Origin of the sequence: Nocardia veterana NBRC 100344 (genome assembly GCF_000308855.1) — a bacterium.
GTDB lineage: Bacteria > Actinomycetota > Actinomycetes > Mycobacteriales > Mycobacteriaceae > Nocardia > Nocardia veterana.
The window spans coordinates 25,853-50,334 of sequence record NZ_BAGM01000065.1; the positions used below are offsets into that span (position 1 = coordinate 25,853).

Here is a 24,482-nt window from a genome sequence, read left to right on the forward strand (position 1 = left end):
CCTTCACACGCCGGACGTGATACCCCGGTCAGCCGGGGATGTGCTGTTCGTGGGTGAACGGCTTGGTTCCGTCGACAGCGGGTTGGCCCTGCGGGTTGGAATCCGCGCCCTTGTTGCGAGATTTGCCGCTGCCCAGCCAGTCCGATGCCGGATCCGCCACGTAATCCCAGCTCATTCCCTGCGGCCACGGCCCCTGACCCTCGTTCCACGGCCCGCGGCTGGAATCGCCGTCGGACATGTTGAACGCCAGGTTCTGGAACCGATCGTCACCGGGCAGCGCTCCGGGCGGGAAATTCACCGGCAATTCGTTGAGCGCCGCGGTGAACTGCTGGAAATGCGCCACCTCGCGCGTCATCAGGAAGGTCAGGGTGTCCTGTACGCCGGGATCGTCGGTGAACTGCTTCAGATATTCGTAGACGATCTTCGCGCGCGTCTCGGCGGCGAGATTGCTGCGCAGATCCACCGACGGCTCGCCGTTGGAATTCACGTAGGCCCCCGACCACGGCACCCCCGCCGAATTACCCACGTCGGGGCCGCCGCCGCGCAGGGCGAAGAACAGCGGGTCGGCCGCCACCTGGTGAATCGCGGCCTCCCGGCCGTCCGATCGGGAGACCACCGGCATCCAGTCACAACGCTCGTTGGCCTGCTTCAGATCGTCGTTCAGGCCGTCGAGCAGCATGGTGATCATCGACCCCACGATTTCGAGGTGGCTGAATTCCTCGGTCGCGATGTCCATGAACAGGTCGTAGGTCTTGGGGTGTTTGCGCCGCAGCACGAACGCCTGACTGAAGTACTGCATCGCCGCCTTCAATTCACCGTTCGCGCCGCCGAATTGTTCCTGCAGCAGGGTGGCGAACCGGGGATCGGGGCGATCGACTCGAACCTCGAACTGAAGTTCCTTGTTGTGAGTGAACATGAATCCCTCGAATCATGTCGTCGGGACACGGATGTGCGGCGGCTACCCCCACCGCACCTCCGCAAACGACGACGGTCAGCCCCGCGAGTCGCGCCCGACGACGAACCGCTCGCGATAGACCCGCTGCGCCTCGGCGAGCACCTCCTCGCCCACGATCGCGACGGGCTCGACCTGCGTCACGATCGGCTCGTGATCGGGTCCCCGACCTACTTCGGTACCGGTGAGCAGCCACGGAAAGCGGCCGTCCACCGCGCCGAGTTCGGCGTACTTGCACAATCGGCGAGCCACCCACTCCCGCGCCGGTCCCGGCCACCACGGCTCCGGCGCCGGCGTCGTCACCGACAGCCCGGGCAGCGCCACACCCGACTCGTAGTCGAGACTCGGTCCCTCCGCATCGGCCGCCGGTCCGGTCGAGAAGCGCAGATACACCGGGCGGCTCAGGACGAGTTCGGTGAGTTCGTCCAGCGTTCGCACGGTCGGCACAGGCATGGGAAGGCGATACCCGGGTAGGCGGGAATTATGACCGAGCAACGACCACTCGCCCTGGTGACCGGGGCGTCGAGCGGGATCGGATTCGAACTCGCCGACCAATTCGCCCGGCGCGGCTACGACCTGGTGATCACCGCGGAGGACGCCGCCGTCGAGGTGGCCGCCGCCTCGCTGCGCGCATCGCGGGCCGAGGTGCGCACGGTGCGGGTCGATCTGCGGACCGATACCGGGCCGCAGCGCCTGTACGCCGCGGCGACCGAGGACGGCCGGGCACTCGACGCGGTGGCGCTGAACGCCGGGGTCGGTCGCGGGGGTGAATTCCTGACCACCGATCTCGACGACGAACTCGATGTCATCGACCTCAACGTCCGGTCCACGGTGCGGCTGGCGAAACTCGTCGTCGCCGGCATGGCCGCGCGCGGATCGGGCCGATTGCTGTTCACCTCGTCGATCGCGGCGATGCTGCCGGGCCCGGAGCAGGCGGTGTATCACGCCTCGAAATCGTTCGTGCAGTCGTTCGCCGAAGCGCTGCGAGAAGAACTGCGCGACAAGGGCATCACCGTGACCGCGTTGCTGCCCGGCCCCACCGACACCGACTTCTTCCGGCGCGCGAAGATGCTCGACACCCGGATCGGCCGGATGCCCAAGGACGATCCGGCCGATGTCGCGCGGCAAGGCGTCGACGCCCTGCTGGCCGGCCGGCAGCAGGTGGTCGCGGCCTCACTGCCGATCAAGGTGATGGGCCTGGTCAGCCGGGTGGTGCCGGATGCGGTGAAGGCGAAAGCGGGGCAGCTGATCTCGGCGCCGCTGCGGTCCCGGCCGGCGGGGGCCCGATGACAGCGCCGGTGGTGGAGATTTCCGAGCGCCGGTTACGGCTGCACGATGCGCATCTGCGCGCCGCGGCGCGCGAATTGCTGTGCCACGACGCCCGTCTCGCCGGGACCGAGATCGACGTCGATTTCGACGGCGGCGTCGCCCATCTCACCGGCGCGGTGGACCAGGAGCGGCAGCTCATGCTGGCTCGGGAACTGATCGGGCGGCTCGCGGGAGTGTTCGCGGTCTGGGATCGGGTGCGGGTCGGCGGCCGGGCGCCGCGCCTGCTCGACCTCGGGTGCGGGGCCACCAAACAGTATCCGGAGAATGTGGGGGTGGATCTGGCTCCGGGACCGGCCGTCGACGTGGTGGCCGACCTCCAGGGCGGGATTCCGTTCGCGGACAACAGCTTCGACCGGATCTTCGCCGTGCACGTACTCGAACACCTGGCCGATTTCCTGCCGCTGGTCGACGACTGCCATCGGGTGCTGCGGCCGGGCGGCATCCTGCACATCCTCTCGCCGTGGTGGCGGTATGTGAATGCGGTGGCCGACCCGACGCACCTGCGCTTGCTCGATGTTCAGACCTTCAAAGGCATCTGCGCCCGGAACACGGCCGGACGGAACTGGTTTCCGCTGCACGCCGGCTGCGACGGGGCCGGTGTCTTCGCGGATCTGCGCCGGGTCGAGCCCGGCGCCGAGGCGCCGACCCCCGAACACATGGCGCGATTCTTCGACTGACACCGGCCGGCCCGGCCGGTCCGCGTGGGACCGGCCGGGCCGACGTCGGATCAGGACATTGCTTCGCTGACCGCGTTGGGTCCGTTGAACGTGCGGTCCGGCATGTCCTCCAGAGCGCTGATCACGTCGTCGCCGGCGCCGTTGCTCCTGGCCGCCGCCACGATCTCGTCCCGGTCGCAGGGATAGTCCACGCCGGACAGATACTTCTGGATCTGGATCGGATTGACCTTCTGACCCATCGTTATTCCTTTCCGAGCGTTGTCGTTCGCCAGTGGGACGTGGGGGCAGTACCACCCCGGCGGGAGCCGAAACAACGCAGTTGCCGCGCCGCGGCGGCGAGCACCTGGTCGGGTTCGATCAGCAACAGCCCCGGATCGGGGCGGGGGGCGTGCGGATCGCCGATCCGGCCGGCCCACAGCGCGATATGAGCCGGATCGCGCGGTGGCCCCCACCAGGCGGGGGGATTGGGCCCGAAGATCAGCACCGACGGGGTGCCCACCGCGGTTGCCAGATGTCCGATACCGGTGTCACCGCTGATCAACAACGCGGCCCGGGCCACCGTACCGGTCAGCTCGGTCAACGACTGGCGGCCCGCGAGCACCGAATCCGGGCTCAGGCCCGCGGCGTCGGCGACAGCGGTGGCGGTTTCCACCTCGCCGGCGTCACCGGTGAGGACGATCCGATATCCGGCGCGCCGGAGCCGAGCCGCGACGATCGCGAAGCGCTCGGCGGGCCACCGCCGCGCCGGCGAACTCCCGCCCGCGTGTACGACGATATGGCCGGTCGCGGCCGCGTCGGTGCCGGGCGGGCGAATGCCGAGAGCGGTGGGGTCCGCCGCGATTGCGGCCGATCCGAGCAGTCGGCACCACCGGACGACCTCGTGCGTGTCCGGTTGCCACGCCGGGCCGTCGATGGCGGGGAAGGCCGGATGGCGATGGGTCAGGAGCCGTCGCGGCCGCGTCGCGATCAGGTCGGCGATGCTCTGTGGCCCGCTGCCGTGCAGATTGATCGCCAGGTCGGGTGGCTCGCCGTCCCAGCGCAGCGCGCCCAGACCCGCGGTCGGCAGCAGGCGGTCGACTCCACCGACGAGGTCGACGATCGGCCGCAGCCAGTCCGGCGCAGCCAGTACCAACGACTCCCCCGGCCGGGCCGCCCGCACCGCCCGCAGCGCCGGGACCGCGGTGAGCAGATCACCCAGTCCCAGCGCACGCAGCACCAGGACGGTCACGGCGACAGCAGCGCGGCCCGGCCGGTATCAGGCTCGGCCGCACCGTGTTCCGAGCGCACCGGCGGGACCGCCAGGGCCGAGGCCGCGCCCGAGCGAACGAAGCGCGCGGCGGAGTCGACCGCGAATCGGATCGCGGCGGCGATCGGCTCGCCCGCGCCGAGTGCCGTGGCGGCCGCCGCCGCGAACCGGTCGCCCGCGCCGCACACGTCGTACCCGGCGCCACAGCGCAGCTGCGACGGAATCGGCACCGGCACACTGATTTTGGCGTCACTGCGATACAGCACCGCCCCCTCGGCGCCCAGGGTCACCGCGACCGCCCGGGCCGACCACCGGCGGGCGAGCTCACGAGCCCGGTCGCCGAAATCGCCACCGCCGCTCACCCATCCGGCCGCCTCGTCGCGATTCGGGGTGACGACGGTGGCGCCGGGCACCGGCTCCGGACCGCGTGGATGCGGATCCCAGACCAGCGGGACGTCGCTGCCGCGCAAAGTCAGCCATTCCCGGATCTCCGGATGGGCGGCCGCGCCGCGACCGTAGTCCGCCACGAGAATCGCACTCGCGGAGTCGAATACGGCTTCGAGTCCGTCGGGTAGCGGGTCCGGGCCGACCCGGCCGTCACCGGAGTCGATCCGCAGCAGGGAGACCGGGCCGGACTGGGCGCCGTCGCCGACCGGCGGCACACACCGCCCCACCGCCCGAACGCGCTGCTTGCACACCGTACTTCCGCGCAGCGGCAGCGCCGCCACCCGCACCCGGCCCGCGAGCAGCCGACGCAACCGCCGGCCCGCGTCGTCGTCGGCGAATCCGCCGACGAGCACGACCTCGGTGGTGTCGCGGGCGGCCAGCAGTGCGGCCAGCCCGGCGCCACCGGGTCGCCAGACCCGGGTGTCCACGTCGACGACCGGCACACCGGCATCGGGGCTGCGCCGGTCGGCCCGGCCGGCGACATCGCTGTCGAGCAGGACGTCACCGACGACGACCAGTGGCCCGGTCATGAGGCCTCCCGCAGCGCGGTGTCCAGGGCTGTGCACAGCGCGTGCACCAGCACCAGATGCATCTCCTGCACGGTCGCCGTCGATTCCGCCTCCACCGTCACCGCGTCGTCGCACAGTGCGGCCAGCGGATTGGGCGCGGGCCCGGTCAGCGCCCAGCTGACCAACCCGATCTCCGAGGCGGCCTTCGCGGCGGCGACCACGTTGCCGCTGCTGCCACTGGTGGACAGGGCGACCAGCACATCGCCCGGCCGGCCGTGCGCCCGCAGCTGCCGGGCGAACATCTCGTCGAATCCGTAGTCGTTGGCGATCGCGGTCACGCTGGAGGTGTCGGCGTGCAACGACACCGCCGACAGCGGACGCCGTTCCTCGCGGAAGCGGCCGGTCAGTTCGGCGGTCAGATGCTGCGCCTCGGCCGCGCTGCCGCCGTTACCGCACGCGAACAGCCGGCCACCGTCGCGATAGACGCGAGCCAGGCGCTCCCCCCATTCCCAGATGTGGGCGACCGAGGGCTTCAGGTTCTTGCGCAGCGCCGTGCCGAGCACCTCGAAATGCTGCTCCAGCTCGGCGCCGATCGTCGCGACGTCGTGGCGTCGATATTCGTTGTGCGGGGCGCTCATGGCGGTATGTCCTTCCCGTCGACTTCGGCCAGAGCCAGGGACACTGCGCTCTGCAAATCGGGCGCGACATGGGCGACGACGGCGGCGAAGGCGATCTCCGAGGGCCGCGTCCGCGCGGTCGGCACCAGTACCGCCTTGGCGCCGGCGGCGGTGGCCGCCTCGACATCGCTGCCGATATCACCGATCACCACGCAGCGATCGGGCGTGGTCCCCAATGCCTCGGCGGCCGAAAAGACCAGTCCCGGTTGGGGTTTGCGGCATCGGCAGCCTTCGTCGCGGCGGTGCGGGCAGATCTGCCAGGTGTCGAACGGGCCCAGCAGTTCCTCCACCCGGGCGTTGACCGCCGCCAATTGATCCGGTGTGATCGCACCCGTGCCCACGCCGGATTGATTGCTCACCACACCGACGCGCACACCGGCGCGGCGCAGCCGGTCCAGTTGTGCGGCCGCACCCGACACGGGCCGCACCAGCCGCGGATCCGACAGGTACGGCACATCCGTGATGAGGGTGTCGTCGCGATCGAACAGCACCGCGGGCGGTCCGGTACGCGCGCCCCGCCGCCGGTCGGCGCGGGACCGCTCGCCCCGCAGATGCGCCACCGCGTCGATGATCTCGGCGTCGGTGATGCCGTTGAGGCAGGGGTGGCCGGGCACCGGGCATTCCCGCGCTCGGCTGCCCGCGCAGGCCGCGGACCGATCGCCCAGGACGACGGTCGGCACGCCGTGCGGCGCCCATCGCCGGGCCGGCACGACAGGGGCGAACAGCGACACCACCGGGGTGGCGACGGCCGCCGCCAGATGCGCCGCGCCGGTATTGGGCGCGACGACCACATCCGCACCACGCAGGACCGCCGCCAGCTGCGGCAGATCGGTGGCGCCACCGAGGTCGTGTGCGTGGTCGGCCGCCACGAAGGCGGTCAGTTCCCGCTCGTCCGGTCCGCCGGTCACCACCACCCGATAGCCGGCGGCGTCCAACGCGGCCGCCACCTCCCGGGAGCGCTGCGCCGACATCCGGCGGGCCGGCACGGCCGCGCCGGGATGCAGCACGATGTACCCCGGTGCCCCGGTCAGCTCGCCGACGTCGGGAAGATCGGGGCTCACCCGCAGCCGGTGCCCACGCGAGGGATATCCCGCAGCCGCGGCCAGGGACAGGGCCCGCACCGGTTCGGGCAGGTCGTCGTCCACCCGATGCCGCACGTCCAGCAGCGAACCCGGATAGTCCGGGCTGATGGCGCAGATGCGGGGTACCCCGGCCATTCGCAGGACCAGGGCCAGCGGCAGCGGGGACTGATGGAACGAGGTGAAGATGATCGCCTCGTCCGGTTGCTGCGCGTCGATGAGCTTCACCAATTCGGTGATGGTGTCCGCGTTCACCGGCGGCGCGTCGAAATCGACCCAGCCGGCGTGGAATTCGAGCACCTGGGACACCCCGGGCAGCAGCTGCGCCGCCGCCCGTCCGCGCGGTCCGGCCAGGAATGTCACCCGTTCGGCGCGGGCCGCGATCGCGCGCACGGCCGGACCGGTCACCAGAACGTCACCCGCGCTGTCGAGGCGGGCCACCAGGACGTGACCGCTCATACCCGCCTCCCCGCCCGGAATTCGGCGACCGTCTCGGCCAGCAGCCGGTCCCATCGCTGGGTGAAGGCGTCGAGGCCGAAATGTGTTGTCGCCCAGTCTCGTGCCGCGGCGCCGGTCTTGCGGGCGAGATCGGGGTCGGCGACGAACCGCTGGATGGCCTCGCACAGCACGGCGGGGTCGGTGGAGACCACGCCGGCCTGTTCGGGCACCGCCCACGGCGCCTCGGTCGCGCCCACCGCCACGATCGGCATCCCCACGTGCATCGCCTCGAGCAGTGACAGTCCCAGCGAGGTCCAGCGCGCGGTGTGCACGAAGACCCGGCGGCGCCCGACCTCGGTGTGCAGCCGCTCCTGATCGACGTCGCCCGCGCCGTAGACCTGGGTTTCCGGGCAGTGCTCCCATTTGTGCAGTTCGCCGGTGTCGATGCCGAACACGTCGATCGGGACGACCTTCGACAGGTGTCCCAGCAGGTCGGTGCCGGTGATCCGCCACCGTCGCACCGGCTCGTTGATGATGGAGACGCCCCGTTCGAGTTCGCCGGTGTAGCGGTAGCCGGGGTCGACCACGCCGTGCGGGATCACCGTCGCCCGGCAGCGACCGTTGTCCCACATCAAACGGTTGAACGAGGTGACGTGCACCAGGGTCACGTCGCTGCGGTCGGCCATCGGGTGCCGGCTGGTGGCGGCGTGGTCGCGCGGTGTGTTGTGCTCGACGTAGATCACCGGGATCTCCCGGCCGGGCACCCGGCCCAGCCAGTCCCGTACGAGTTCGAATTCCTCGGGGCGCTGCAACACGACGACGTCGACCGGTTCGTCGGCCAGCCGGGCCGGGGCGACCTCGACGGCATTGTCCGGCCACGGGCGTCCGCAGCGCCCGAGCGCCCACTGGCCGCGGTCGGCGTCGCTGGGCACGAGATAGCGATGGCGGCCGTGGACGAACGAGGTCATCCAGGACCCGTGCACGTGCCACACCAGCACCCGCAGCGGACCGGAATCGGTTGCGGCGCCGGGATTCACGGCCATGACGATTCGGTCGCCGCGCAGACCAGCATTTCCCGCACCGGCGAACCGGCGGGCCGGGTCAGCGCGAAAACGACGGCCTCGGCGACGTTCTCGGGATTCTCCAGGCGCACATCGGGGCCCGGCGCATATTGTTCGGGACGCCCGTCGAAGAAATGGGTGTCCATACCACCCGGAATCAGCAGCGTGACATCCACCTCGCCGGCGGTTTCGGCGGCCAACGCCCGGGTGAAGCCGACGACGCCGAACTTCGAGGCACAATACGCCGTCGCATCCGGCAGCGCCCGCACCCCGAGGGTGGAGGCGCAGGTGACGACGGTGCCGTGGCTCGCGCGCAGCGCGGGCAGGGCCGCGCGAATCACCGCGGCGGTGCCGAGCAGATTCACCCGCACGACCTGTTCCCACGCGGCCGTGTCGACCTTCTCGAGCGGCCCGCAGGCATCGGTGCCGGCCGCGGTGAACACCCCGTCGATGCGGCCACCGGCCCGTTCGATCAACGCTCGGGTCGCCTGTTCGGCGGCCGCGGAATCGGCGAGATCGGCACGTTCCCAGGCGATGCCGGCCTCCGGCTCGTTGCGATCGATCACCAGCGGGGTCCCGCCGGCGGCGCGGACGGCGGCGACCGTGGCCGCGCCCAGACCGGATGCGCCACCGGTGACGACGACGGTGCCGAGCGGCCGAATCGATTGGCTCATGCGCGAATTCCTCCTGTGTCAGCGGGCGGACGAGGCGATACCGCCGCCGGCGCCCGCGGTGGCGGTGGCGCGCCGGTAGGCGGCCGAGGTGTCTCTGGAGACCCGATCCCACGAGTAGCGGCTGCGAGCGCGCTGTAATCCGGCCTCCCCCATGGTTTGTCGTTCGCGCTCCTGGGCGAGCAGGCCCGCGAGCACGCCGGCGAGGGCGGCCGGGTCGCCGGAGGGAACCAGGCGGCCGGTCACCCCGTCGAGCACGGTGTCGAGCATGCCGCCGACGGCGGTGGCGACCACCGGTTTGGCGCACGACATCGCCTCCAGCGGGACGATGCCGAAGGGCTCGTACCAGGGTGTGCACACCACCACGTCGGCCGAACGCAGCAGCGCCGGCATCTGCGCGCGCGGCACCGGCCCACGGAACCGGACACGATGCGACACATCGTATTTCGCGGCGATCTTCCGGAGCCGGTCCTGCTCGGCCTCGTCCTCGGCGCAGTCGGAGCCGCCCGCGACGACGAGTTCGGTGTCGGGCAGCTCGGACAGGGCCGCGATGGCGGTATCGAAACCCTTGCGCGGCACCATGCGCCCGACCGACACGATGCGGTGCGGGCACTCGGGTTCCTCGGCGGGGCCGTCGGGGGTGAACATCGACAGGTCCACCCCGCAGGGGACCACCGAGGTGCGCGACACCGGTACCCCCATCTTCGCGAGTTCGTGCACCTCGTCGGAGCAGGTGGCGATGATATGGGTGGCGTGCGCGGCGATCGCCCGTTCGAATCCGATGCGCGAGCGCGGGCTGGTGTCGGCCAGCCCCTGATGCCGTCGCTTCACCGTGCCCAGCGCGTGGAAAGTGAGCACGACGGGGACCTCGAGGTCGCGGGCGGCGTTCTCGGCCGCGACCCCGGACATCCAGAAGTGCGCGTGCACCACATCGGGGAGGTCGGCGGCCCACTGCTGATGCAGGAAGGCGGCGAACTCGCCGAGATACGGCAGGATTTCGTCCTTGGGCAGGTGACGCGCCGGCCCGGCCGGCACGTGGACGACCCGGTAGCCCGCTCCCACGATCACCTCGGGCGGCAGTTCCGCGTCGTCACATCGCGTATAGACCCGCACATCGTGGCCTAGCCTGGACAAGCCGGCGGCGAGCTCGGCGACGTGCACATTCTGCCCGCCCGCGTCGACTCCGCCCAGCGGGGCGAGCGGGCTGGCATGTTCGGACACCATCGCAATCTTCACGCTTCCTCCGATCTGCGTTGCCGCTCGGCGGACGCCGCGCGGGCCGGCGCGATCGCACCCTCGCCGCGGACCTGTTTGCGCTCGTGATGCCCGCAGACCATCCCGGCAAACTGCATGGCGGAGAAGAAGTAGCAAAAATAGCAGCGGGCCGTTCGCCGATCGGTTGCCGTGACTGAGTCGCCGAACCTCGGGTACGGCTGCGGTATGTCTTCCACCACCACGACGACCTCACCCCTGCGCCCGTTCGCCGCTGCGACCCCGGATCCGGTCACGGTCGGGCGGCTCGGCGAGCGATTGCCGGGCGTTCATCGGATCGCGGTCCTGCGCGGCGGCGGGCTCGGCGATCTGCTGTTCGCCGTGCCCGCCCTGTATGCCCTCGCCGCGGCCTATCCGGAGGCCGAGATCGTGCTGCTCGGCTCGGCCATCCACGCCGAATTGCTCGCCGGTCGGCCGGGCCCGGTCGACGAGGTCGCCGTCCTGCCGGCCACCCATACCGAATGGTCCGGCACTCCCGACGCCGACGAGGCCGAGTTCGTGCGCCGCCTGCGTGCGACCCCGATCGACCTCGCCGTGCAGGTGCACGGCGGCGGAGCCTGGTCCAATCCCTTTCTCCGGCAGCTGAATCCGAGACTGTCGGTAGGTTCACGCGCGGCCGGCGCCGCACCGCTGCACCGGAATCTGCCCTACCGCTACTACCAGCACGAAATGCTGCGCGCGCTCGAGGTGGCCGGACTGGCGGGAGCGCCGCCGGTCCTGCTGGAACCGCGGCTGCCGCTCACCGAGGCGGATCGGGCCGCCGCGTCCGCCGCACTGGGTACGGTTCCGGAACCGGTGGTGGTCGTCCATCCGGGTGCCAGCGATCCGCGACGCTGCTGGCCGACCGCCCGGTTCGCCGAGATCGCCCGCCATTGTCTGAGTCGGGGCGCCACGGTGGTCCTGGTGGGCGGAGCGGCCGACCGTCGGCTCGTCGCCGATATCGAGGCCCGGGTCGCGGCCGCGTCGAACGGCGATTCCCACCTCGGCACGCTCCGTACCCTCGTGGGAAGTGATCTGTCGACGCTGTGCGGCGTGCTGGCCCGCGCCGATGTGCTGGTCGGCAACGACAGCGGTCCTCGGCATCTGGCCAGGGCGCTCGGCACGCCGACGGTCGGGGTGTTCTGGATCGGCAACGTCATCAGCGCCGGCCCGCTCAGCCGGGGCAACGACCGGGTCCTCATGTCCTGGGTCACGCGTTGTCCGGTCTGCGATCAGGATGTCACCGACGAGCACGCGCCGCGCTGTCCGCACGACGACTCGTTCGTCGCCGCCGTGCCGGTCGGGGACGTGCGCGCGGAGGTGGACGAGTTGCTCGGCTGGGGATGAGCGCCCCGCGGCGGGTCAGACCGGGCGGCCGCACCGCTCGGCCGGCCAGAAATCCGGTGGCACCAGATCGAAGGCCTCGATCGGCCGATCGGGCACGGTGGTCGGCGCCTCGAGGTGTACCGCGCCGCTGGGCAGAATCCCGGCCCCACCCGCCCGAGCCATGACCCGGAGCTGGGCGAGCACGTCCTCACCGCTGTGTTGCGGCGGCAGTTCGGTCCAGAAGTCGAATCCGCCGGTCGCGACCAGGATTCGGCGATCGAACAGCACACATCCCCCGATCCAGGCGACCTTGTAGGGCACCCACTCGTCCGCGGTGGCCACCGCGTCGCCGAGATGGGTGGGATTGGCCGCGTTGTGCAGGGTCCACCGCTGCCAGGCCCGATCCCCGCGCACGATGCGCTCGGGTTCGGGGCGGCCGTCCCAGCGCTCGAACGGCGCCAGCTCGTGCGGGCGGTAATCGTCGAGATAGGACAGCCCCTGCGTGGCGCAGCCCACCAGACCGCAACCCAATTCGGTTATCGCCGAATGTAATCGGGTGAGGGTGCCCGGTTCCAGCCAGACGTCGTCGTCCAGGAACAGCACATACCGCGCCCGGGACTGAGCCAGCAGATGACTGCGATGTTCGGCCATTCCGCGGGGCGGTCGATGACTGCCCGTTCGCACACGGTGACCGGCGCGGGTCAGCACTCGCCGCAAGGTGCGACAGGCCGGGTTGTCGTAGCTCGCGGCGGTGTCGGACTGATCGCTCACCACCACGTCGAAATCCGGAAAGTCCTGGGCCGCCAGGCCGGACAACGTGGTGGCGAGCTCGACGGGGCGATTGCGGGTGGGGATCAGCACATCGAGTTCGGTCATGAACTCGCCCCCGACCGAATCCGCTCGATGACCGCGGAGGTCGAATGATCGGCCAGATAACTCAGCACGCGAACCTCGCCGCCGTAGCCGGCCACGATCGGCGCCTCCGGCAGCATCTCGGGCCGATAGTCGCCGCCCTTGACGTAGAGGTCGGGGCGGGTGGTGCGCAGCACGGCCGCAGGCGTGTCGTCGTCGAAGATCGTCACATGGTCCACGCAGCTCAGCGCCGCCAGCATCGCGGCGCGCTCGTGTTCGGGGTTCACCGGCCGGTCCGGGCCCTTGAGTTTGCGCACGCTGCGATCGGAGTTGACGGCAACGACCAGCACGTCCCCGAGTCGTTTGGCCTCGTTCAGATAGGCGATATGCCCGGCGTGCAGGACATCGAAGCACCCGTTGGTGAACACGATGCGCTTACCCGCCGCGCGCTGATGAGCGATCACGGTGGCCAGGTCCCGCTCCGACAACACCGCACCGGCGCTGCGCGACAATCGATCCCGCAGTTCGGAGGTCGAGCACATCGAGGTGCCGGTGCGGTGAACGACCACATCGGCGGCGGCCTGCGCGACCTCCACCGCAGCCGTCGAGGGCAGCCCGCCGAGCAACGCCAGCGTCAGTGCCGCCACGAACGTATCGCCCGCACCGGGCGATTGACTGTCGGGCACGGGTTCGGCCCAGGTGCGGTGCATCGGACGATCGCCCTGCAGCAGGACCGCACCGTCGCGATCGAGGGTCACCACGATCGCCCGGGCGCCGGTGGCTTCGAACAGCTGTCCCCGATGGCGATCGATCCAGTCCGCGCGCGACTCCCCCGGCTCGGCCGGTGGCATCCCCAGCACCCGCGTGGCCTCCTCGGCATTCGGCGTGACCACATCGGGGTGCAGCGACGCCCACCGCTCGGGATGGTGGGTGTCCACGATCAGCAGCGGCAGCTCGCCGCGGCGCGCCGCCAGCGCCTCGCGCACCCGCTCGCCCAGGACGCCGTCGTAGTCGCAGACCACCAGGGCGTCCGCACCGTCGAGCGCCGCCGGCAGCGCCTCGACCACCCGCTCGGCATCGCCGGGGTCGGTCGGCGCCCCCGCGTCCTGATCGAATCGGACCACGATCTGATCGGCGGCCACGACCCGGCATTTCGCCACCGTCGGCGCCGCGGCCGCGCGGACATGAGTGGTGTCGACGCGGCTGCGCCGCAACGCTTCTCGCAGCCGGGCGCCGCGTTCGTCGGATCCGGCCAGGGAGACCAGCCGGACCTGCGCGCCGAGGGCGGCGATATTGGCGGCGGTGTTGGCGGCGCCGCCGGGCAGGTAGCTCGTCGACCGCACGTCGACGACGGGGACCGGCGCTTCCCGGCACAGCCGATCCGAGCGTCCCCACATCCAGACGTCCAGGACGGCGTCACCGAGGACGACGACCGTCGGATGCCGCCCGGCCAGCCGGTCGGCGATATCGGGGACCAGGCTCTCGGCGACCGAGGGCTGCTCGTGCGGGCTCACGAGTCGGCCCGCCAGGCGCCGGCGCCGACCGAGGGCTGCAGTTTCGCCAGCACCGCCTGACAGCTCTGTTCGCAGCGGTGACAGGCCTGGGCGCACACCTCGCAGTGCGCCATGTGCGCCGCATGGGAGGCGCACTCCTCGGCACACGCCGCGCACGCGGTCGTACACGCCTGCAGCAGCGCCGCGGCCACCAGCGGATCGAATCCGGTCCGGCGCGCGAGGACGCGCGCGGTGGCCGAGCAGATGTCGGCGCAGTCCACATTCTGACGGATGCACTGCCGCAGCTCGGCCACCTCGGGTTCGGCCAGACAGGCATCCGCGCACATCGAGCAGGTGAGCGCGCAGGCCGCGCAATCCTCGACGCAGGCCGCCAGTTCGTCGGTGGTCACCGCCGCGTGCCCGCTCGGTCCGGCCGGATGGGTGTTCAACATCTCGATCACCGGTGTCATCGCCACTCCTGATCGTCGCCGTTGGTCGGGGCCCGGTCCGGGCCGGGTCGGTTCGTCGGTCACTTCCGGCGGGCGCGCTCGTTGGTCCGCTCGATCGACTCGATCAGTTCCTGCTTCGTCATCCGGGAGCGGCCGCTGATGTCCAGCCGTTTCGCGATATCGAGCAGATGTTGTTTGGAGGCATTGGCGTTCACGCCCGAGGCCGTCGCACCGCTCGCATCGGGGCCGCCGTGGCGGGCGCGCTCGTCCGACGGGCCCTTGTGGTCCTTGGGCTCCCAGTGGTCGCCGACCTTCTCGTAACTGTGCTTGAGCGCCGCGTAGGCGACCCGATGCGCGCGCTGTTCGCTCTGATACTCGGCCAGGGCCGAATCGTGCACTTCCGCGAAGATCCGCTGCGCATGTTCATCGGATTTGCGGATGGTGCTGGGCAATTCGGACAGTTTCGGGTCACCGCGCCGCGTGGTCTTGGGCATCGTATGGTCCCTTCGTCGGTTCCGGGGCGGCGGTTTTCCGCCCTGTCGAGGCACTACCCGGGTGGAGCGCACGTATTCACCGGCCGGCTCGACGGTCGCTCGGCTGCTGCCCGGGCACCGCTACCTCGCCGTCGACCTGCCGAAGACCACCACCGCGGCCGGTGTGCTCTCGATGCTCGGCCTGACGGGCGTGCACGGTGACCCTGGACGATCTCCGTGCACTGGGCGAACCGCGCACGCAAGGTGCCCCGCACACCTGCGTGCAGGGTCGTCCGGAATCGAAGAATGGAGCGGACTGCCGCTGCGCGGGCTCGTTCGGTCCGCCCGACCGGTACCCGAGGGAACGATCGACGCTTCCCGCCCTATCCGGATCATGGCAGCGCGCTCTGATCAGGCTGTGGCACAACCGGTTCCGTCAGCGGCGACCCGCCGTGTGCGGACCTTCTCCGCCGATCTCAGCTGTGGCCCGAAGATGATGACGACCGAGCGCTCCTCGGCGCGGAGCGACCTGGAACTGCTCGGCGTTCGAGGCCCGAACCGTCGCGCCGGAGATCCAGGGCGACGAACTTGCCGCCCGGTCGTGTCGCGTACAACCGGATGACCTCGAGGCCGGCCCTCGCGGCCGCCGACACCGGCGCCCGGACCGCCGCGCCGATACGCACGACGGCCACGGCGTCGGGAGACTCCAGCCGCGTCCCGGGTGCGGCACATCCGGCCGGCGCCAGCGCGGCGGCCACGGGGATCAGCCACCGGCGCGGCGCGGACATCAGGCCGCTTGGGCCTGCCACATCCAGTGCAGCTGCTCGAGCCGCGCCGCGATGTCGATGAGCAGATCCTGAGTCACCGGATCGGCCTTCTCCGAGGCGTCGATCCGTTCCCGGAGCCGGCGCACGACCGCGGCCAGGGTCGCGACGATCGCGTCGATCACATCGCCGTCCTGCTGCCAGCCGGCGGGGAAATCCTCCGCGCTCGACCCCTCGGCCACCGTGCGGGCACGCCCGTCCGGGCTGACCCCGATCGCGGTGGCTCGTTCGGCGGCGGCATCGGTGAAGCCGCGGGCGGTCTCGACCAGCTCGTCCAAGGCCAGGTGGACCGTGCGGAAACGAGGTCCGATGACGTTCCAGTGCGCCTGCTTGCCGATCAGGCTCAGATCGATCAGATCGACCACGGTCGCGCACAGCGCATCCCCGGCGATCCGTTGCTGCTCCGGCTCCAGCACCGTCGCGATCGGATCGGTGGACGTGGAGGACTTGGCCACGATTGTCTCCTTCCTCGCTGACAGTCATCGTCTCGGCGACTGCTTGCGTGCACGTGCTACCCGCCGCCGCGCCGGCCAAACGGAGCGGCCGGCGTCATCCGATGCCCCCGGCGATCGCCAGATAGACGACCATCACGGCGAACAGGAACCACCCCGCGCCCTGCCAGACCGGCCACGGCCGGCCGCCGCGCCACTGCCGCACGGTGATCACGAAGGCCCCGATTCCGCCGAGCAACAACACGATTCCGGGGACCAATCCCACCGCCAGCCGGGCGGGGGTGTCACAGGCCACGGTGTCCGCGTCGGCGCACTGCGCCCGGGAGGCGGCCCAGCCCAGCGCCACCGCGGCGACCACCGCGGCCACGATCAGCACGCCGACCACGAAGCCGGCCGCTCGCCGGAAACTGGGTGGATCACTCCATCGCGTGCTCACCTCACGGACCACGGTCCCCACCTCCCTGCGCGTCGTTCCGGCGGTCACGGGTCGCACTACCCGGGAGGCCGGCGAATATTCGGCCCCCGACGGCGGCCCGTTTCGACCCCGATGTGCCGGGTAGGCGGACGTCGAGAAGAAGGAGGCCGATGTGCACAGCGAACCTGCCCACCGTCTCACCGGGCCGCGCGTCGTGGCGGCGCTGGCCGATCTCGGTCTGGCCTCGGTCGCGGCGGGGGTGATCGCCCGGCGGCGCGCCATGATGGGTCTGCTGGAACGAGCGGGCGCCGACCGGCGCGCGATCGACCGCATGCACCGGTTGCGCGCCGAATTCGGTTCCGGCCCGGTCGAACTCGTCCTGCCGGGCCGCCGGGTCCTGGTGCCCACCGATCCGGCCGATGTGGCGGATATCCTCGCCGCGGCACCGAACCCGTTCCACCCCGCCAATCGCGAGAAGATCGCCGCGCTGCGCACCTTCCAGCCGCACGGGGTCCTCATCTCCGACGGGACGACCCGCGAACAACGGCGCCGGGTCAACGAGCAGGCGCTCGACACCGACCGGCCCCTGCATCACCTGGCCGAACCGTTCGCCGCGGTGGTCGCCGACGAGGCGCGCGAACAGATCCGCACCGCCGTGCAGCAGTGCCACCTGGACGCCGGGCGTTTCACCACCGAATGGTGGCGGCTGGTCCGGCGCGTCACCCTCGGCCGCCGAGCCCGGGTGGACGATTCGATCACCGATCGGCTGTGGCGGCTGCGCGCGGCCGGGAACTGGTCCTATTTCGCCCGGCCGCACCGGCGGCTGCGCGAGCGCTTCTACGAACAGCTCTACGACTACGTCGCCGCCGCCGAGGACGACACTCTGGCCGTGGCGTTGGCATCCGTACCGAGTGGCGGTGCGGTCGATCCGGTGGGCCAGATCCCGCACTGGCTGTTCGCTTTCGACGCGGCCGGGATGGCCACGATCCGGACACTGGCCGTCCTGGCAACCCATCCGGAGCAGTTGCGCCGCGCCCGCCTCGACGCCCAGGACCCGGATCTGGTCACGCCGCGACCGTATCTGCGCGCCTGCGTCCTGGAATCGGTGCGCCTGTGGCCGACCACGCCGGCGATCCTGCGTGACACCACCGCGGACACCGTCTGGGGGCACGGCGCCGACCGATTCACCGTCGGCGCGGGTGCGGCGGTGCTGATCGCGGTCCCCGCCTTCCATCGCGATCCGCAGACCCTGCCGTTCGCGCACTCCTTCGAACCCGAGATCTGGCTCGACGGGCGCGCCGAACAGTATCCGCAACTGGTTCCGTTCAGCGCCGGTCCGGCCCGCTGTCCCGGGCGCGACCTGGTGCTGTTCCTCACCACCACCCTGCTCGCGCATCTCCTGAGCGAACTCGACCTCGAACTCACCTCGCGGCCGCGGCCGGAGCCGGGGGCGCCGCTGCCGATCACATTCGACAACTTCGGCATCGATCTGGCGGCGCGGACGCGGAAATTGCATGTCGCGCAAGCCTCTTCGGCGGGGAGGTGATCGCATGCGCATCGTGGTGGCGGGTGCCACGGGTAACGTCGGAACGGCCGTCCTCACGGCGCTGGCCCGGCGGCCGCAGGTCGACTCGATCGTCGGGCTGGCCCGCCGGCTGCCCGGTGATCCGGTCGACGGGGTGGAGTGGGTACGCGCCGATGTGCGCTCCGACGATCTGGTCGCGATATTCCGCGGCGCCGACGTCGTTATCCATCTGGCGTGGCTGTTCCAGCCCACCCACCGCCCGCTGGAGACGTGGCGGGCCAATGTGGGCGGCAGTGAGCGGGTCTTCGACGCGGTGGCGAAGGCCGCTGTTCCGACGCTGATCTACGCCTCCTCGGTGGGTGCGTATTCCCCTGTGCAGCACGATGATCCGGTCGGCGAGGACTGGCCGACCGAGGGCTGGGCGCCGGCCGGCTACATGCGCGAGAAGGCCTATGTGGAACGGCTGCTGGATCTGTTCGAGCGCAACCACCCGGATCGGCGGGTGGTGCGGATGCGGCCGGCCTTCACCTTCCAGCAGGCCTCGGCGAGTCAGCAGCGGCGGTTGTTCGCCGGACCGCTGGTGCCCGGTTCGCTGCTGCGGCCCGGGCTGATTCCGGTGCTCCCGGTCCCCACCGGGCTACGCCTGCAGGCCGTGCACAGCGACGACATCGGCGAGGCCTACAGCCTGGCGGTGCTCGATCCGACCGCCCGCGGCGCGTTCAACCTCGCCGCCGAACCGGTCATCGATCGCTCGAAGCTGGGTGAATTACTCGATGCGCCAACGGTTTCGGTGCCGCCCGGCATCGTGCGGGCCGCGCTGGCGGTCGGGTGGCGGCTACATCTGGTGCCCGCCCCGCCCGAATTGTTCGACGCGATGCTGCGGTTGCCGATCATGGACACCGCCCGCGCCCGCCGGGATCTCGGCTGGAGCCCGCGCGTCGACGCCCTGTCCGCGCTCCGCGAGGTCCTCACCGGCATGCGCACCGGCGCCGGCGGCAATACCCCTCCACTGGCGGCAGATGCCGGCGGGCGGCTGCGCGGCCGCGAATTCGCATCCGGCGTCGGCGGCAGCGATCCCTATGACCGCTGGGGATCGCAGTGAGGCACATCACCCGTGCCCGCCCCACCACCGCGCCCGAACCCTCCTATCACGCCTCGCGTAGCGACGATTTCGGGTGACACCTCACATTCGCGGGTGCTGCGTCGTCGGACCACCGCAAGCACACCAGTGGGCGACCGGCGACGGGTCGGCCCGGCGAGTGAAACGGAGACAGGGTGGCCTCGAACGAGTTGCGGATCAGAGCATTTCTGGAAGACCGGACCGACGCACAGCGGTCGAAGGACATCGACCGCCTCATGTCGTGCTATTCACCCGACATCGTCTATTACGACGCGGTCGCGCCGCTGCGGTTCACCGGGGCCGACGAGGTGCGCCGCAACTTCGTTCGATGGTTCGACGGGTACGTCGGCCCGATCGGCTTGGAAACCCACGACCTGACCATCGTCGCCGGTGCTGACGTGGCCTTCGCGAATATGCTGCATCTGGATTCGGGAAAGCGGCGAGGCGGGATCGAGCTGCCGATCTGGGTGCGAGAGACGGTCTGTTTGCGACGCTCGGACGACAACTGGGCGATAACCCACGAGCACATCTCGATTCCGATGAACCCGTCGAACTGCCAAGTCTGGTTCGCGTCCGCGAAGGACGCGCCGGCGCGTGGTGGTGGGCGAACAATTTTCGGTCTGGCCGCCTCCGGTGTGCTCACCCGCTTCGGCCTGCACCGCCGGCGCGCGACAACGGCGAATTCCCGTCCGGCAGCGACCGGTTAGCGGCCTGCGGCCCGGCCCGGCTTCGTCCTCGTAACCGCTCCCCGTGGCGGCGGTTTCATCAGGGACCCGGGCCGGGTGGGATTCGATGGCTAGGAAGGTACGGTGACGTCCCCCGGCGTCTTGTCGATGCGCAGGCCACGCCACGAGGGGTGGCGCAGTCGGCCGTCACCGGTCCATTCGGTGAACGAAACCTCGCCGACGAGTTCGGGTTCGACCCAGACCGCGTCCTTGACCGGGGCGGTGACCGTGGGTGTGGTCCGGCGCAGCGGGCCCAGCCGGGCCTGCAGGTCGTCGAGCATGGCGTGGGTGAAGCCGGTCCCGACGTTGCCGATGTAGACGAGGTTGCCGTTCTGGTCGTGGGCGCCGAGCAGCAGCGCACCGATGCCGCCCGCGCGGCGACCGGCGCCGGGCCGCCAGCCCACGATCACCACCTCCTGATCGTCGACATTCTTGACCTTGGTCCACAGCGGGCTGCGCCGGCCGGGCAGATACGGGCTGTCCAGGCGTTTACAGACGATGCCCTCGAGCCCGAGCCGTGCGGATTCGGCGAGCACGTCGGCGCCGGTGCCCGGCAGCCGCGGCGGGATCCGCCAGTGTGGTCCGCGCAGCCCGAGTTGTTCCAGCAGTTCACGCCGCTGCCGGTACGGCAGATCGATCAGCGGGCGATCGCCGATGTGGAGCAGATCGAAGATCAGATAGGTGGCCGGCACCGTCTTGGTCAACGCCCGGATCGTGGCGGGGTTGCGCTGATGCATGCGCGGCTGCAGCGCGGAGAACGAGGTCCGGCCGTCGGCGGTGAAGGCGACGATCTCGCCGTCGACGACGATCGGCGGTCGCGCGGGGGCCAGAGCGGCCAGTTCCGGCCAGGCGGCGGTGATGTCGTTGCCGTTGCGGGAGGTCAGGCGCAACTGTTGCTCGACGTAGCCGATCGCCCGGATGCCGTCGAATTTGACCTCGTAGGCCCACGACCCGCTGTCCGCGGGCAACGGCCCGGCGGTCGCCGACATGGCCGCGTACTGCGGCAGGCCGGTCATCGCCGGGCCGATCCGTGCGGTTCGCCGCCGCGGCGCGACCGAGCGGTGCCGGAGACGGCGCTGCGGTTGCTGTCCAGCTCGATCATCGAACCCACCTTTCCGCAGTTGGGCTACTTTTCAGTTACTACCCGTGAACGGTCGCGCTACGGCGCAACCGGGCCGGAGAGTCCGCGCCGCGCCGCGGATCGCCTGGCTGCCTGCTGCGAGGCCGCGGCGTCGGCGGGGCGGTCGCTACCGGCGCGCATCCGGGCTCGAGCCGGCCGGCGATTGACCATTCGACCAGCCGTTTCGTAAGGTACTGGGAGCGACGGTTCGAGGAACCCGGTGCGAATCCGGGACGGTCGCGCCACCGTGAGAACCCGGTTTCGGGTGTGAGTCGGATACTCGGGCCGCGCGGTAATCACCGTCTACCGGGGACGCGTAATCCCCGAAGGAGTGCTCCCATGGCTACGTCGTACGTCCCCCGATCCGGTACCGAGTCGGTTCGGCTCTCGATTCCCACGACCGCGCTGCGGCTGGCCGGAACCACGATCGTGGCCCTGCTCGCCTACTACTTCGTCGGTATCGATCAGGGCGCGGTCTCGATCTTCGGCAGTGATATGCACGTCCACGAATTCGTGCACGACGCCCGGCATTTCCTCGGCTTCCCCTGCCACTGAGCGCGGGACGAAGCGGCACAATGGAAAAACGGATCATCGGCCGGGGCGTGCTGTTCGGCGCGCTCGGCGGCCTCGCGGCGTTCGTCTTCGCCCGGATTCTCGCCGAACCCATCATCGACCGTGCCATCGCGTACGAAAGCGGCCGCGACGAGGCCCACGCACAGATCGCCGCGGCGGCCGGGCACGCGATGTCCGGGACGGCGGAGCCGGAGCTGTTCAGCCGGTCGGTGCAGGCAACGGCGGGAATGGGCTTCGGCACGATCGTCTTCGGCGCCGCGATGGGTGCGCTCTTCGCCGTCGTGTACTGCCTGTTTCTCGGGCGCGTCGGCCGGTTGAGCCCGCGCGGCCTCGCACTGTGTGTGGCCGGCGGTATGTTCGCCGTGCTGTATGCGGTGCCGTTCGCCAAGTATCCGGCGAATCCGCCGTCGATCGGCAATCCCGACACCATCGGGGAACGCACGGCGCTGCAGTTGGCGGTGATGCTCATCGCCGGCGGTGCCGCACTGGCGGCGGTCTGGCTGGGCCGTAGACTGCAAGCGCGCCTGGGCAATTGGTCCGCAACCCTGGTTGCCGGCCTGGCCTTCGTGGTCGTGGTGACAGCGATCGCGGCACTGCTGCCCGCACTCGGTGAACTCGCCACCAACCGGGCGCTCGCGGACGCGGCCACCGAAACGCCGCGGCCGCTGACGGATTCGGCCGGGCACATCGTGTATCCGGGCTTCCCGGCCGACGACCTGTACTACTTCCGCGCCTACGCGTTCACCGCGCAGCTCCTGCTGTGGGGCGTGATCGGCTTCGGCTTCGCGACGGTGGCGCCGCGGCTGTTCGATCGGTCGGGCGAATCCCGCACGGCCGCACCGGCATCGGCGGTATGAGCGGATCCGTCACCCGGCTCGCACTGATCAGCCATGCGATGACCGAGGCGATGCGGGCCGCCCGATTCCCGGTCGACGAACCGATCGAGCGGCCCGCCGCCGCCCCGCCGCCGCCGCGCGCCGACCTCGCGCTGGTCGGCCCGGAGGCGCGGACGGCGCAGACCGCGGCGCTGTGGGAGCTGCCGGTGACGGTCGAACCCGCACTGCGCGACCTCGATTGCGGTCGCTGGGCGGGGCGGTCCATGGATTCGCTCGCCCCGGCCGAGCTCATGGCGTGGCTGTCGGACCCCGGCTACCGCGAGCACGGCGGCGAATCGATCATCGATCTGATCCACCGGGTCCGGATGTGGCTGGACGACCACCTCCGGGACGGGCGGCGGATACTCGCGATCACCCATCCCGCCGTGGTCCGCGCGAGCGTGCTCGTCGCTCTCGCCGCCCCACCGGAATCGTTCTGGCGCATCGACATTGCGCCCCTCGGCGTGACCACGCTGCACGGCCGCGGCTCGACCTGGACACTGCGCCCGTCGGCGTCGATGTGAGCGCGGGGATGCGATTCAGCCGCGGCCGCCCGATCCGTCGGCGATCAGTTCGGCGATCAGGTCGGCGAGGACGGCGGCCGCGCTGATATCGATCCGCTTGGTCGCGGAGAGCAGCGTGAGCCGTCCCTGTGCGGCGAGGTCGCGCAGATGTGTCAGCGCCTCGGCGTGTTCCGGGTCGCGCAGCTCCGCGTGGTAACGCCGGGCGAACTCCTCGAATCGGTCGGGATCGTGGCCGTACCACTTGCGTAACTCGGTCGACGGCGCGATCTGTTTGCACCACTCGTCGAGGTGCGCGTGTTCCTTGCGCATTCCCCGCGGCCAGATCCGGTCGACCAGCACCCGGGCGCCGTCGTCCGGGTCGGGGTCGTCGTAGATCCGGCGAATCCGGACCTGCTGCCGTGCGCTCGCCATCAGTGCACTCCCTTCGGCCGGACTCCGGTGACGGCGTCGAGGTGGTACCCGGCCTCGAGGGTGATGAACCGGATCGCCCCGGCGAATCGGCACCTTCCGACCTACGGAGCCGTAACCTACGGTAGCGTAGGTTGCATGAGTTCCTCGGCCCCGGTGGCGCCCGCCACCCTTCAGCCCCCGCCGGTCGACTTCGACAACCGCGACGCCGTCTACGAGTACTACCGCACGCATCGGCCGTCGCGCCTGCGCGCGCAGCTGTCGCACGCGATTCTCGCCTATCGCAAGCGCCCGGTCGTCGGCTACGCCGACGACGCCCGGGAATCGATCCGGGCGCTGATTCGCGCCGATCGCCGCCTGATCATCGCCATCAATCATCTGAGCGTGGCGGATCCACGGATGGTGGCGGCCTGCGCGTGGCGCAGCGTGTTCCGGCCCCGGATCGGCCGCATCCGGGTGCTGGCCAAGGACGAACTGTTCACCGATCCGGAGCAGCGCGCCCGCATCGACACGATGGGCGCGATCCCGGTCTTCCGCGGGAAGGACCACGGTCCCCGCGCCGCCTACGCCGCCGGCCAGCAGTTGATGGAGGTCTGCGTGCAGCGGATGGTCGACGGCGACGATCTGGCACTGTTCCCCGAGGGCACCTGCAACGAGACCGATCCGACTCGGGTGCAAACGATCGGCACCGGCATCGGTCACATCGCCGCGCGGGCGCGCAAGGCCGGAGCCGCACCGGCTTTCGTCTTCCTCGGCCTGAGTTACGGCTCCGGCACGGGTGCGAGCCCACGCGCGACGTTCCACATCGACCGGCCACTGCTGGACTACCCCGACCGCCCGGCGCAGATCACGCGACTGATCGCCGAGCGGATGCAGCGGGCGCTCGACGGCGCGGTGGCCGCCGCTCGCTGACCTTCGCCCCGCTCCCCCGCACGCCCGCACCGGCGGGTTCTCGATGTGACCCGCGCGGCATCGGCCGCGTGCCGTCCAG

The 24,482-nt window shown here is 70.8% G+C and carries 29 protein-coding genes and 1 riboswitch; of the genes, 10 read left to right on the plus strand and 19 right to left on the minus strand.

What is annotated here, in order from left to right; translation table 11 throughout:
- Positions 1-28 precede the first annotated feature (28 nt).
- Together ON37_RS10720 and ON37_RS10725 are read right to left on the minus strand one after the other, a co-directional pair.
- Positions 29-916: a manganese catalase family protein gene (locus ON37_RS10720; protein ID WP_040718775.1), complete on the minus strand. Its 888-nt coding sequence runs from the start codon at positions 914-916 to the stop codon at positions 29-31.
- A 75-nt stretch (positions 917-991) separates the two neighbouring features.
- The gene (locus ON37_RS10725; RefSeq protein WP_040718777.1) at positions 992-1,405 is read right to left on the minus strand and encodes a DUF6098 family protein; all 414 of its coding nucleotides are present in this window, start codon (positions 1,403-1,405) and stop codon (positions 992-994) included.
- A gap of 30 nt (positions 1,406-1,435) precedes the next feature.
- Here ON37_RS10725 and ON37_RS10730 point away from each other — a divergent pair, with 30 nt between their 5' ends.
- Together ON37_RS10730 and ON37_RS10735 are read left to right on the plus strand one after the other, a co-directional pair.
- Positions 1,436-2,242 carry an SDR family NAD(P)-dependent oxidoreductase gene (locus ON37_RS10730; protein ID WP_040718779.1) on the plus strand — a complete coding sequence of 269 codons (807 nt, stop codon included), beginning with the start codon at positions 1,436-1,438 and terminating at the stop codon, positions 2,240-2,242.
- On the plus strand, positions 2,239-2,958 hold the full coding sequence (locus ON37_RS10735) for a methyltransferase domain-containing protein (RefSeq protein WP_040718781.1): 720 nt from the start codon (positions 2,239-2,241) through the stop codon (positions 2,956-2,958). The genes ON37_RS10730 and ON37_RS10735 overlap by 4 nt, the downstream gene beginning before the upstream one ends.
- A gap of 50 nt (positions 2,959-3,008) precedes the next feature.
- Here the strand turns inward: ON37_RS10735 and ON37_RS10740 are convergent, their stop codons facing one another.
- Genes ON37_RS10740 through ON37_RS32870 form a run of 9 tightly spaced genes read right to left on the minus strand, consistent with a single transcriptional unit; the run spans position 3,009 to position 10,543 of the window.
- Positions 3,009-3,197: a DUF2795 domain-containing protein gene (locus ON37_RS10740; RefSeq protein ID WP_040718783.1), complete on the minus strand. Its 189-nt coding sequence runs from the start codon at positions 3,195-3,197 to the stop codon at positions 3,009-3,011.
- A 2-nt stretch (positions 3,198-3,199) separates the two neighbouring features.
- Complete coding sequence (locus ON37_RS10745) at positions 3,200-4,186, minus strand: glycosyltransferase family 9 protein (RefSeq protein ID WP_051031444.1); 987 nt, start codon at positions 4,184-4,186, stop codon at positions 3,200-3,202.
- Positions 4,183-5,181 (minus strand): PfkB family carbohydrate kinase, encoded by a 999-nt coding sequence (locus ON37_RS10750; protein ID WP_051031445.1) that lies wholly within the window; start codon positions 5,179-5,181, stop codon positions 4,183-4,185. Before ON37_RS10750 ends, ON37_RS10745 begins: the two co-directional genes overlap by 4 nt.
- Positions 5,178-5,798 (minus strand): D-sedoheptulose-7-phosphate isomerase, encoded by a 621-nt coding sequence (locus tag ON37_RS10755; protein WP_051031446.1) that lies wholly within the window; start codon positions 5,796-5,798, stop codon positions 5,178-5,180. The genes ON37_RS10750 and ON37_RS10755 overlap by 4 nt, the downstream gene beginning before the upstream one ends.
- On the minus strand, positions 5,795-7,375 hold the full coding sequence (locus ON37_RS34575) for an HAD-IIIA family hydrolase (protein ID WP_083892885.1): 1,581 nt from the start codon (positions 7,373-7,375) through the stop codon (positions 5,795-5,797). Before ON37_RS34575 ends, ON37_RS10755 begins: the two co-directional genes overlap by 4 nt.
- Complete coding sequence (locus ON37_RS10765; RefSeq protein WP_210741896.1) at positions 7,372-8,397, minus strand: glycosyltransferase; 1,026 nt, start codon at positions 8,395-8,397, stop codon at positions 7,372-7,374. Before ON37_RS10765 ends, ON37_RS34575 begins: the two co-directional genes overlap by 4 nt.
- Positions 8,388-9,089, minus strand: coding sequence for an SDR family oxidoreductase (locus ON37_RS10770; RefSeq protein ID WP_174362094.1), 702 nt, complete (start codon positions 9,087-9,089; stop codon positions 8,388-8,390). The genes ON37_RS10765 and ON37_RS10770 overlap by 10 nt, the downstream gene beginning before the upstream one ends.
- A gap of 18 nt (positions 9,090-9,107) precedes the next feature.
- Positions 9,108-10,322 (minus strand): glycosyltransferase, encoded by a 1,215-nt coding sequence (locus ON37_RS10775; RefSeq protein ID WP_040718785.1) that lies wholly within the window; start codon positions 10,320-10,322, stop codon positions 9,108-9,110.
- A complete protein-coding gene (locus tag ON37_RS32870; RefSeq protein ID WP_157171413.1) occupies positions 10,319-10,543 on the minus strand; it encodes a hypothetical protein in 225 nt (74 codons plus the stop codon). The genes ON37_RS10775 and ON37_RS32870 overlap by 4 nt, the downstream gene beginning before the upstream one ends.
- Between ON37_RS32870 and ON37_RS10780 the strand changes: the two genes are divergently transcribed.
- On the plus strand, positions 10,527-11,684 hold the full coding sequence (locus ON37_RS10780) for a glycosyltransferase family 9 protein (protein ID WP_083892886.1): 1,158 nt from the start codon (positions 10,527-10,529) through the stop codon (positions 11,682-11,684). The genes ON37_RS32870 and ON37_RS10780 overlap by 17 nt on opposite strands.
- 15 nt (positions 11,685-11,699) lie before the next feature.
- On the opposite strand, the gene ON37_RS10785 is transcribed toward ON37_RS10780, so the two are convergent.
- From ON37_RS10785 to ON37_RS10815, 6 genes are all read right to left on the minus strand, one after another.
- Positions 11,700-12,539: a glycosyltransferase family A protein gene (locus tag ON37_RS10785; protein ID WP_040718786.1), complete on the minus strand. Its 840-nt coding sequence runs from the start codon at positions 12,537-12,539 to the stop codon at positions 11,700-11,702.
- Positions 12,536-14,029 carry a D-glycero-beta-D-manno-heptose 1-phosphate adenylyltransferase gene (rfaE2, locus tag ON37_RS10790; protein WP_051031447.1) on the minus strand — a complete coding sequence of 498 codons (1,494 nt, stop codon included), beginning with the start codon at positions 14,027-14,029 and terminating at the stop codon, positions 12,536-12,538. The genes ON37_RS10785 and rfaE2 overlap by 4 nt, the downstream gene beginning before the upstream one ends.
- Entirely contained in the window at positions 14,026-14,478 is a 453-nt protein-coding gene (locus ON37_RS10795) for a four-helix bundle copper-binding protein (protein ID WP_051031455.1), read from the minus strand. Before ON37_RS10795 ends, rfaE2 begins: the two co-directional genes overlap by 4 nt.
- A gap of 59 nt (positions 14,479-14,537) precedes the next feature.
- On the minus strand, positions 14,538-14,951 hold the full coding sequence (locus ON37_RS10800) for a ChaB family protein (RefSeq protein ID WP_040718787.1): 414 nt from the start codon (positions 14,949-14,951) through the stop codon (positions 14,538-14,540).
- 766 nt (positions 14,952-15,717) lie between these two features.
- A complete protein-coding gene (locus ON37_RS10810; RefSeq protein WP_040718789.1) occupies positions 15,718-16,209 on the minus strand; it encodes a Dps family protein in 492 nt (163 codons plus the stop codon).
- A 94-nt stretch (positions 16,210-16,303) separates the two neighbouring features.
- A complete protein-coding gene (locus tag ON37_RS10815; protein WP_040718904.1) occupies positions 16,304-16,654 on the minus strand; it encodes a hypothetical protein in 351 nt (116 codons plus the stop codon).
- 139 nt (positions 16,655-16,793) lie between these two features.
- Between ON37_RS10815 and ON37_RS10820 the strand changes: the two genes are divergently transcribed.
- The 3 genes from ON37_RS10820 to ON37_RS10830 all read left to right on the plus strand — a co-directional run bounded on the left by ON37_RS10820 (position 16,794) and on the right by ON37_RS10830 (position 19,973).
- Positions 16,794-18,167: a cytochrome P450 gene (locus ON37_RS10820; RefSeq protein ID WP_040718790.1), complete on the plus strand. Its 1,374-nt coding sequence runs from the start codon at positions 16,794-16,796 to the stop codon at positions 18,165-18,167.
- A gap of 4 nt (positions 18,168-18,171) precedes the next feature.
- Positions 18,172-19,248, plus strand: a complete 1,077-nt coding sequence (locus tag ON37_RS10825) for an NAD-dependent epimerase/dehydratase family protein (RefSeq protein ID WP_040718791.1) — start codon at positions 18,172-18,174, stop codon at positions 19,246-19,248.
- Between the two features lie 173 nt (positions 19,249-19,421).
- Positions 19,422-19,973, plus strand: coding sequence for a YybH family protein (locus tag ON37_RS10830; protein ID WP_051031449.1), 552 nt, complete (start codon positions 19,422-19,424; stop codon positions 19,971-19,973).
- Between the two features lie 89 nt (positions 19,974-20,062).
- On the opposite strand, the gene ligD is transcribed toward ON37_RS10830, so the two are convergent.
- A complete protein-coding gene (gene ligD / locus ON37_RS10835) occupies positions 20,063-21,007 on the minus strand; it encodes a non-homologous end-joining DNA ligase (RefSeq protein WP_040718792.1) in 945 nt (314 codons plus the stop codon).
- Positions 21,008-21,274: 267 nt separating this feature from the next.
- Positions 21,275-21,411: riboswitch (cobalamin riboswitch) on the plus strand.
- A 39-nt stretch (positions 21,412-21,450) separates the two neighbouring features.
- On the opposite strand from ligD, the gene ON37_RS10840 reads away from it, so the two are divergent.
- The 3 genes from ON37_RS10840 to ON37_RS10850 are packed head-to-tail and all read left to right on the plus strand — an operon-like array spanning position 21,451 to position 23,083.
- Positions 21,451-21,666, plus strand: coding sequence for a CbtB domain-containing protein (locus tag ON37_RS10840; RefSeq protein WP_040718793.1), 216 nt, complete (start codon positions 21,451-21,453; stop codon positions 21,664-21,666).
- A gap of 20 nt (positions 21,667-21,686) precedes the next feature.
- Complete coding sequence (locus ON37_RS10845) at positions 21,687-22,541, plus strand: CbtA family protein (protein WP_040718794.1); 855 nt, start codon at positions 21,687-21,689, stop codon at positions 22,539-22,541.
- Positions 22,538-23,083 (plus strand): histidine phosphatase family protein, encoded by a 546-nt coding sequence (locus tag ON37_RS10850; protein ID WP_040718796.1) that lies wholly within the window; start codon positions 22,538-22,540, stop codon positions 23,081-23,083. Before ON37_RS10845 ends, ON37_RS10850 begins: the two co-directional genes overlap by 4 nt.
- A gap of 15 nt (positions 23,084-23,098) precedes the next feature.
- Here the strand turns inward: ON37_RS10850 and ON37_RS10855 are convergent, their stop codons facing one another.
- The gene (locus tag ON37_RS10855) at positions 23,099-23,494 is read right to left on the minus strand and encodes a DUF488 domain-containing protein (protein WP_040718797.1); all 396 of its coding nucleotides are present in this window, start codon (positions 23,492-23,494) and stop codon (positions 23,099-23,101) included.
- Positions 23,495-23,629: 135 nt separating this feature from the next.
- Between ON37_RS10855 and ON37_RS10860 the strand changes: the two genes are divergently transcribed.
- Complete coding sequence (locus ON37_RS10860; protein ID WP_051031450.1) at positions 23,630-24,403, plus strand: 1-acyl-sn-glycerol-3-phosphate acyltransferase; 774 nt, start codon at positions 23,630-23,632, stop codon at positions 24,401-24,403.
- The last annotated feature ends 79 nt before the right edge of the window (positions 24,404-24,482 follow it).